At 73.3% G+C, this 8,994-nt stretch carries 4 protein-coding genes and 1 pseudogene; 1 reads left to right on the top strand and 4 read right to left on the bottom strand.

Features of this window, described 5'->3' with window-relative positions; all coding sequences use genetic code 11:
- The 4 genes from DQW06_RS11060 to DQW06_RS11045 all read right to left on the bottom strand — a co-directional run.
- On the bottom strand, positions 1-2,463 hold a 2,463-nt coding region (locus DQW06_RS11060), incomplete at its 3' end, for a ribonucleoside-diphosphate reductase subunit alpha (protein ID WP_117198396.1).
- A gap of 768 nt (positions 2,464-3,231) precedes the next feature.
- Positions 3,232-3,804 carry a hypothetical protein gene (locus DQW06_RS11055; protein ID WP_071623020.1) on the bottom strand — a complete coding sequence of 191 codons (573 nt, stop codon included), beginning with the start codon at positions 3,802-3,804 and terminating at the stop codon, positions 3,232-3,234.
- Between the two features lie 29 nt (positions 3,805-3,833).
- On the bottom strand, positions 3,834-5,558 hold the full coding sequence (locus DQW06_RS11050) for an NYN domain-containing protein (protein WP_013155604.1): 1,725 nt from the start codon (positions 5,556-5,558) through the stop codon (positions 3,834-3,836).
- A gap of 197 nt (positions 5,559-5,755) precedes the next feature.
- Entirely contained in the window at positions 5,756-8,593 is a 2,838-nt protein-coding gene (locus DQW06_RS11045; RefSeq protein ID WP_117198395.1) for a sigma-70 family RNA polymerase sigma factor, read from the bottom strand.
- A gap of 200 nt (positions 8,594-8,793) precedes the next feature.
- On the opposite strand from DQW06_RS11045, the pseudogene DQW06_RS29500 reads away from it, so the two are divergent.
- Positions 8,794-8,994: pseudogene (locus DQW06_RS29500) on the top strand (hypothetical protein); the annotation flags it as partial.

The following is an 8,994-nucleotide window of genomic DNA, read 5'->3' as shown; positions in this document are numbered from 1 at the left end:
GGACGGGCTGGGCGCGGGGCTCGGCGCCGGGGCCGGGCTCGGCGCGGGCGAGGCGACCGGCGCGACCGGGGCCGCGGGGGTCGCGGCGACCGCGTTGAGGCGGCCGTCGGTGCCCTTGAGCGTGCTCTTCTCCACGTGGGTGGCGCTCTGCGAACGCAGGTAGTAGGTGGTCTTGAGACCGGAGCGCCACGCGCGGCGGTACAGCGAGTCCAGCTTCCTGCCGCTGGGGGCCGCCATGTACAGGTTCAGCGACTGGGCCTGGTCGATCCACTTCTGGCGGCGCGAACCGGCGTCCACCAGCCACTCGGGGTCGACCTCGAACGCGGTGGCGTAGAGGGCCTTGAGGTCGGCCGGGACGCGGTCGATGGCGCCGAGGCTGCCGTCGTGCATCTTCAGCGCGGAGACCATGTCGTCGTCCCACAGGCCGCGGGCCTTGAGGTCGCGCACCAGGTAGGGGTTGACCACGGTGAAGTCGCCGGACATGTTCGACTTGACGTACAGGTTGCGGTAGACCGGCTCGATCGACTGGCTCACGCCGGTGATGTTGGCGATGGTCGCGGTCGGGGCGATGGCCATGACGTTGGAGTTGCGCATGCCCGTGGTCTTGACGCGCTCGCGCAGCGAGTCCCAGTCCAGGGTCTCGCCCCGGTCCATGTCCAGGTCGCCGTCGCGCGACTCGGCCAGCAGGCGCAGCGAGTCGATCGGCAGCACGCCCCGGCTCCACAGGGAGCCCTCGAAGCTCTCGTAGGAGCCGCGCTCGGCGGCCAGCTCCATGGAGGCCTCGATGGCGTAGTAGCTGATCAGCTCCATGCTCTCGTCGGCGAAGGAGACCGCGCCGTCGGAGGCGAAGGGCGTGCGCAGCTTGAACAGCGCGTCCTGGAAGCCCATGAGGCCCAGGCCCACGGGGCGGTGGCGCATGTTCGCGCGGCGCGCCTCGGGGATCGTGTAGAAGTTCACGTCGATGACGTTGTCGAGCATGCGCACGGCGGTGCGGACGGTGCGGCGCAGGCGCTCGGCGTCCAGGCCGTCCGGGCCCACGTGCTGGGCCAGGTTGACCGAGCCCAGGTTGCAGACCGCGACCTCGTCGGCGCTGGTGTTCAGCGTGATCTCGGTGCACAGGTTGGAGGAGTGCACCACGCCGACGTGCTGCTGCGGCGAGCGCAGGTTGGACGGGTCCTTGAAGGTGATCCACGGGTGCCCGGTCTCGAACAGCATGGTCAGCATGCGCCGCCACAGGTCGACGGCCGGGAGGGTCTTGGAGACCTTGATCCGGCCCGCCGCGGCCTCGGCCTCGTAGTGGGCGTAGGCCTCGGCGAACTCGGCGCCGTACTTGTCGTGCAGGTCGGGGACCTCGTCCGGCGAGAACAGGGTCCAGCTGCCGCCCTGCTCCACGCGCTGCATGAACAGGTCCGGAACCCAGTTCGCGGTGTTCATGTCGTGGGTGCGGCGGCGCTCGTCACCGGTGTTCTTGCGGAGGTCGAGGAACTCCTCGATGTCGATGTGCCAGGTCTCCAGGTAGGCGCACACCGCGCCCTTGCGCTTGCCGCCCTGGTTGACCGCGACGGCGGTGTCGTTGGCGATCTTCAGGAACGGCACGACGCCCTGGCTCTTGCCGTTGGTGCCGCGGATGTGCGAGCCCAGGCCGCGCACCGGGGTCCAGTCGTTGCCGAGGCCGCCGGAGTACTTGGACAGCATCGCGTTGTTGCTGATGCCGTGGAAGATGGCCTGGAGGTCGTCGCCCACGGTGGTGAGGAAGCAGGAGGACAGCTGCGCCCGCACGGTGCCCGAGTTGAACAGGGTGGGCGTGGAGGCCATGAAGTCGAACGAGGACAGCAGCTCGTAGAACTCGATGGCGCGGGCCTCGCGGTCGTCCTCGTTGAGGGCCAGACCCATGGCCACCCGCATGAAGAACGCCTGCGGCAGCTCGTAGCGCACCTCGTCGCTGTGCAGGAAGTAGCGGTCGTAGAGGGTCTGGATGCCCAGGAAGGTGAACTGCTCGTCGCGCTCGGGGCGCAGCGCGGCGCCCAGGCGGGCCAGGTCGAACTTGGCCAGCGCCGGGTCGAGCTGGCCGAGGTCGATGCCGCGTCCGACGTAGGCGGCGAGGTAGGCGGCGTAGCGCTCGCCCATCTCGGACTGGCCGGCGGCGTCGGGGGCGCCGCTGATGAAGGTGAGGGCCTCGCGGCGCAGCTTGTCCAGCAGCAGGCGGGCGGCCACGTAGGAGTAGTCCGGGTCGACCTCCACGAAGCTGCGGGCGGCCATGACCAGGGCGAGTTCCACCTCGGCGTCGGAGATGCCGGGGTAGAAGCCGCGACGGGCCTCGGTGAGGACCTTCTCCGCCGAAACACCGGTGAGCCGCGCACAGGCCTCGGCTACGACGTGCTCGATCCGGTCGACGGCGGCAGGGGGGTTGCCGTCCTTGCTGGACCGAACGGATGCGGGCACGGCCTCGACGTCAAGGGTCATACAGCGGCTCCAACCTCGATAGAAGAGTCCCGGCGGGGAGGGGACGAGAAGCGAGGGTCGCGCGGCGCTCCCGGCGGACCGGCGCACTGGGTGCGCGCGGTCGTCCGGCCGGCGGGCCGCGGCGGCTCGTTCTCGAAGCCCCGTCGTCGGCACACACTCAGGTGTGCATCACCGGTGGCGGGTGGGCGGGGACCACGGCACCGGGGTTCCGCGGGGGTTCCCGGTACCTGTGACGGCCTCTTCTTCCACTCACCGCTGCGGGGACGGCCCGGCTCGTACCGGGTCCCCTCTGCCTCACCCCGAGGGGTGAACCACCAGCGGGAGAGATACTACATCTAGGGGATGGTGCGTTGGAACACCGCAAGATGATGGCGTGTCATCGATTTCTCAGGTTCTTCGACGATTGTCGAACACACCCTGGGGGCGTGGTATGAGGGGCTCTGGGAGGCCCGTCGGCGCGGGGGCTGAGCACCCCGTCGGGGCGGCCCTGAGGCGGCCCGACACAGCCTAGGTCGTCGCCGGGGGCGCCCGCACCCGACCCTGCCCGTGCCGCCGCCCCAGCCGGCCCGCAACGCCCGCGCACGGGGGCCGCACGGCTCCGCGGAACCTGGCGTACCCGATCCTGCGGCCGCGGCCTCGGGGCGTCGCGGAAAAGCACTCCGGGCGGAGTCGGCCCGGGCGTGTCGCGGCCCCCGGGAGGGAAACGTCGGAAACCTCACTCACCGGGGTCGGCGCGGGCCGCGGGGGCGGGCGAGCCCGGCGCGGCCCTCACCCGGCGTCGAGCCGCCGGTCCAGGGCGTCCTCGTCCAGGCCCAGGTCGACGCGGACGCGGAACCGGATCCGCAGCAGCTCCAGCAGCAGGTCGTGGACGTAGGGCGAGGCGTCCAGGCCGAGGAAGCGGTGCGCGCCGACCGTGGCCCACCGCTCGGCGCCCTCCAGGTCGTCGTGCGCGTACAGCGCCTCGGCGACGTGGATGTAGGTCTGGAGCCCCGGGGGTCGCTCGCTCTCCAGGCGTTCGAGGTGGGCGTAGGCCGTCCCGACCTCGTTCAGTTGCAGCAGCGCACCGGCGCTGAGGGCGCGCGCGTCGATCACCGTGGGGCCGCCGTCGTCGATCGCCCTCTGGTAGGCCGAGCAGGCGCGCTCGAACTCCTGGGCGATCTCCCACTGCTCCCCCGCGCGCACGAACAGCTCCGCGCGGGAGATCTCGCTTCCGGCGTCGACCCGGTTGGCCAGGTCCATGAGCTGGGCGGCGACCCGTCCGTGCTCACCGGACCGGACGGCGTGGAATTCCAAACGGTCGAGTTCTGCCGTCGTCACGTGGGTCAACCGCATCGCCCTCATCACCTACTCGCACTCCCCGCGCAAGGATCTCAGGGCCTGGCACGCTCCAGTGCCTGCCAGAACCCCTGGCGCAGTCCGTCCCGGACCTCGTCACGCAACAGGTGGTCGATCGGCAGCGAGGAACCCTGGAGCAGACGCGCCTCCAGGTCGGAGGGCATCCGGGGCCTGCGGGCGAGGACGGCCTCGACCCACAGGGCGGGCGCCTCGCGGGCGATCGACTCCGCGAAGTCGTTCCCTTCTTTGCGCGCAACATGCACCGCTTCGTCAACGGTATGCGTGGCGGGACGCGTCTGCTGGGGATATCCAGGACTGGGACGCGGTTCCCGGTAGTCGCCGGCGGCGAACCGGCTGTCCTGTTCGGGACCAGTAGGCTGCGGTCCCCCGTAGGAGGGGGCCGCCCCACCGCGTTGGGCGGTGTCAGTTTCCGTACTGGTCCCATAGGTAGGGTTTGCGTCGTTCGCACCCCCGAAGCCGGGGTTGTCCCCCGGGCCGAACCTGGGATCCTGGGGCGGTGCGCTCCTCTGCGGTGGCGCGTGCCCCGGTTGGCCGTGTCCCGGCTGCCCGCCGTGCTGGCCCGGCTGGCCGTGCTGGCCCGGCTGCAGGGACTGCCCCTCCTGGGAGAAGGAGCGCTGCGGCCCGGTCCCGCCGGCGAAGGACTGCTGTGGCCCGGTCCCGCCGGCGAAGGACTGCTGCGGCCCCGTCATGTGCTGCTGCGGGGGCGGTGCCTGTCTCGCCGGAAGCCCGTAGCCCGTCTGGTCGGCCCCGCGCAGCGACTGGTGCCCCCCGGTGACGGGGTAGCCCCCCTGGCCGCCCGGCGCCGGGTGCCCCCCGGTCATCGAGGCGCCCGGATAGGCGCTGTTGCCGCCCACGTTCGGCGGGACCTGGCCGCCGGAGGGGAACCCGTTGGCGTCGATCGGGCCGGACTGCTGGTTGTCCGTGTTCGGCCCGGCCAGGTGGTCCCCGCCGCCGCGCTGCTGGGCGAGGGACCTGCGCATGGCGCGCAGCTGGTCCATGGCGCTGCCCTGGGGGGCGGGCTGTCCGCCGGTTCCGGCGAACATCGCCTCCAGGCCCACGGCGGACGAGGAGGCCGCCTCCACCCGGCTGCCGCCGGGCTGCGCCGTCGCGACGGGCTGCCTGGGGGTCTCGGGCGCCGAGCGGGCGCGGCCGTTGGAGAACGGCGTGGTGGTCTTGGCAGCGGTCTCCTGGGCGGCGCCGCCGCTGGAGAGCAGGTTGACGTGCGGGCGCAGGTGGCCCGCGCCGATCTCGATGAGGTCGTCGCACTCGCGGCGCAGGGCCCGGGAGATGGTCCAGTTGCCCTCGACGGAGACGTGCACGACCGTGACGCGCACGCCCATGTCCTGTACGTCGGCCACGACCGGCGCCATGTCCTCGTCCCCGCTGACCAGGACGGCGTCGCACAGGACGCCGGTACGGGCCAGCGTGGTGAGGTCGCGCTGGACGTAGCTCTCGACGCCCTCGCGGCGGCCGGGCCTTATCCGCGCGCCGCGGAACTTGATACCGGGGATGTCGGCGATGCCGTCCTGCTCCTGGGTCCGCCGGTCGTCGGCGACCGCCTCGTACCAGTAGCAGCGCAGGAGCGGCAGGCCGGTGCGGTCCCGCGCGACCTCGTTGAGGAACTGGACGAGACCGGTGTAGTCCCAGGAGACGGAGTCCCGGTTGCGGGTTCCGTGCACTGCCATCGCGCCGTCCGCGAGAAGGTACCCCGCGTCAACGAACAACGCGCAGCGGTCCACTGGCACCGACCCCCTTCCCTGTTGTCTCTGGGCCATGTCCATGACCGGGCCACAGCCTAGCCAAGTCTGTCTGGTTTTGCGTGCCCCTTCTGAACACACAGAGTTATTGGACTGCTACTCACAGGCGGTTTTCCGGAGGGCCCCGTGGCTCCGAAGCGGCCGGACAGGCCCGGACGGGGCGGGTGGAAGCCCGTACCTCAACTACGCATGGGGGCCGTCAGGACCACTGCCCCCACCATCACGGCGTCCTGTTCGGTCAGGATTCGGATGTCCGTTTCTCGGCCAAGTACTGAGTCGAATCGGACCACGTCGGTGCCGAACGCGAGCGGGTCGCCGACCGCGCCGCGGGCCGAGCCGGTGAACGCGTTGTCCGTCCGCCCGTAGCCGCCGACCGGCTCCGCCGCCGCGCCGTCCACGGTCACCCGGTCCCCGCCCAGGTCGGGGTCGCCCTCCCAGGCCACCACGTCGATCCGGGCGGGTACGGCGGCGGGCAGCAGGCCCGACACCGCGAAGGGGCCGCCCCCGCCGCCGTGGAAGGAGACCCGGGTGTCGTCGAGGACCATCACCTGGTTGCGGGTGCCCACCCGGGGGTCCTCCAGCACGACCACGAGGCTCCAGCCCGCGTAGTGGCCGCGGCCCTCGCTCACGGGGGCGTCGCCGACCCACCACTGGCCGCCGCCCTGGGCCCGCACCAGGTCCGTGACCTCGGCGAACGCCTGGTAGGCGGGGTAGCCGGGCAGCTCGGCGACACGGTTGCTGGTGGCCTCGACGGTGCGGTAGTCCGTCATGCCCGGTCCCCTGACCCGGACGGAGGGGGCGTCGGGGGTCCCGGTCCCGGTCCCGGAGAAGTAGAGCCCCGCCCAGCGCACCCCGCCGCCCTCGGGGAGTTCCCAGGTCGCCGAACTGGAGGAGGTGGTGGAGGGGTCGTCGTCGGCGTCCAGCGGGACCATCGTCCAGTGGTCGTTGTCCAGGCGCGGCCCCTGGCGCAGCCTGGCCCGGGCGCAGGGGCCGTCCTGGGCCTCGGGAGCGCCGTGGAACCCGGGGCCGTCCTGCGCCCGGGGAGCGTTCTGTGCCTCGGAGGCGCCGTGGGACCCGGGGGCGTGGTGGGCCACCGTCGCCGGGCCGTGGCCGCCGTGCCGCGCCACGCCTTCGGAGAACGGTCCGCGCGCCGTTTCCGTGGGCACGTTGTTGTCCGGCGCGCCCACCGTCCCGTCAGGAGCCCCTTCGCCCTCTTCCCGGCCAGGGACCGCATCCTCCTCCATGGTCGCCTCGGCTTCCGGCGGCTCCGGTCTCGGGGGCGCGGGGGCGCCCGGAGCGGGGGAGGACTCCGTGCCCGGCTCGGTCCCGGGACCCTGCGGACGCGGGTCGGGGACGTCCGGGGCGTACGGCCAGTCCCACCACGGCCACGGCCAGCGACCCCTCGGCTCCGGTTCGACGCAGGTCATCAGGGCGTTGCCGACGCTCTCCGCGCGTACCCGGCCCGCGGTGGCGTAGCGGGCCGTGACGCCCTCCGCGCTCACGCCCCGCTCCCCCGTCGCCTCGGCGGTCACGCCCGCGGCGGACACCGACACCGTCGCCGGAACCCCGACCTCGGCGTCCGGGGCCACGCGCACGTCGATGAACTGGGTGCCGTCCTCCCCCGCCGCCATCCCCGGGTGGGCGCAGCGGCCGCCCCCGCTGCCCGCGGAACAGCTCCAGTCGCCGTGTCCCACCGCCCTGGGAAGCGCGTTTCCCGCACCGCCGGAGGAGACCATCTCCACGCCCGGCGGCAGGGTGAGCTGGGCGACGACCTCCTCGGCCGCGCCGCCGCCGATGTTGCGCACGTCCAGGACCATGATCCCCTCGCTGCCCGGGAGCAGGGAGCCGACCGGGTCGATCCCCGCGGCGAACCGCGGCCCGGGCTCCTGCGCCACCTCCTCCTCCGGCACGTCGGCGGGCGGCACCGCCGGGACCGGCTCGGCGGGCTCGGGCCGCTCGTCCGCGTCGGGGCGCGGCCGGTCGCTGGCCGGAGGAGAGGGCCGCGGCGCGTCCGGAGCGGGCTCGGGCTCGTCCGGAGCGGTCGGCGCCGGAGGCTGCTCCCACGGGGCCGCCGCCGGGGGCGGCTGCTGTTCGGGAAGCGGTTCCGGCGCGCTGGTCAGGGCCAGGGCGACCGCGACCGCCACACCGGCCGCCGCCGTGCCTCCGGCCGCCGCCTGCTGCTGGCGGCGCGACATCCTCCCCCACCAGGCGCCCCCGGCGGAGGTGGCGGAGAGGTAGCCCGCCGCCCCCGCGCCCGCCACCAGCGGCAGGACGACCCCGCGCAGGCCGACGTTGACGTCGGTCAGCTCGGCGTAGACCGCGCGGCAGTCGGCGCAGCCGTCCATGTGCCGGTCGACCTTGGCGGTGTCGCGCCTGGACAGCCCCTCCCTGACGTGGGCGCCGAGCAGTCCGAGGGTCGGGCGGCAGGCCTCGGCGGCGTTCCCGCCCGCCAGGTGCATCTGGAGGTAGGCCTGCCGCAGCCCCTCCCGCGCCCGGTAGGCGAGGGCGGCGACGCCGTTCGGCTTCATGCCGAGCACGTCCGCGACCTCGGCCGGTTTGGCCCCCTCGATCTCGGTGTGCCAGAGCACCGACTGCCAGCGCTCGGGGAGCGAGAGGAAGGCCCGGGCGATGAGGGAGCGCTCCAGCCCTTCGAGCGCGGGATCGACGAAGGGCTGGCCGGGGACGAGGCTCTCCATGTCGTCGGTGACGACCTGGCGCCTCTCCCCGCGTCCCCGGTCGTAGGCGGCGTTGCGGACGGCGGTGAGCAGGTAGGGGCGGAAGGAGTCCTGCGGGCCCCCTCCTCGCTGGATGACGCTGAGCACGCGGGTGAACGCCTCGGCGGCGGCGTCCTCCACCTCCGCCTCGCCGCGCAGCAGTTGCCGGGCCAGTCCGCGCGCCGCCGCGGCATGGCGCTCGTAGAGGGTGGCGTAGGCGCCGGTGTCGCCGTCCCGCACCCACTGAATCAACTCACCGTCACCGACCAGAGTCTCTGTGTGATCGTCGGGGACGTCGTTCACCCGGCGTCCTTTCTGGGGAGTGTGCGCCGCGGTCCGGGGAGGAGCCCCGGTCCGGCGCTGGAGGACACGTGCTCGAAAAATATCCCGCATTCGCGTCACAGCCGCCACCGATCTCCGTAATCAGGGGTGAGGGAGGACGGAACGCGCCGAGCGGACGCGGACCCGCCTCCGCGACAGGACCGACCGACGGGAGCGGCGCCATGGGAGATGCCGAGGTGAGGACCGGGACGCGGGACCGTACCGCCCGTGCCCGGGAACTGCGCGCGCCGTGGGGCCGGCGGAGCCGGGAGGCGGGGTGGGACCCGCCCGAGAGCTGGTGGACGCCCGCCGTGGACGCGGTGTGCGGGGCCTTCGCGGCGGGGGACGACCTGGCCGGCCCCTGCGGGCTCCTGGGCGGGGCG

Origin of the sequence: Nocardiopsis sp. TNDT3 (assembly GCF_003427465.1) — a bacterium.
Lineage (GTDB): Bacteria > Actinomycetota > Actinomycetes > Streptosporangiales > Streptosporangiaceae > Nocardiopsis > Nocardiopsis dassonvillei.
Note: the sequence above shows the minus strand (reverse complement) of the source record. Positions and strands in the feature narration are given on the sequence as shown.

What these genes read in the sequence shown, in the direction of transcription:
- DQW06_RS11055 (WP_071623020.1), bottom strand. Translation starts at nt 3,804, where the DNA reads ATGAGGGCGATGCGGTTGACCCACGTGACGACGGCAGAACTCGACCGT.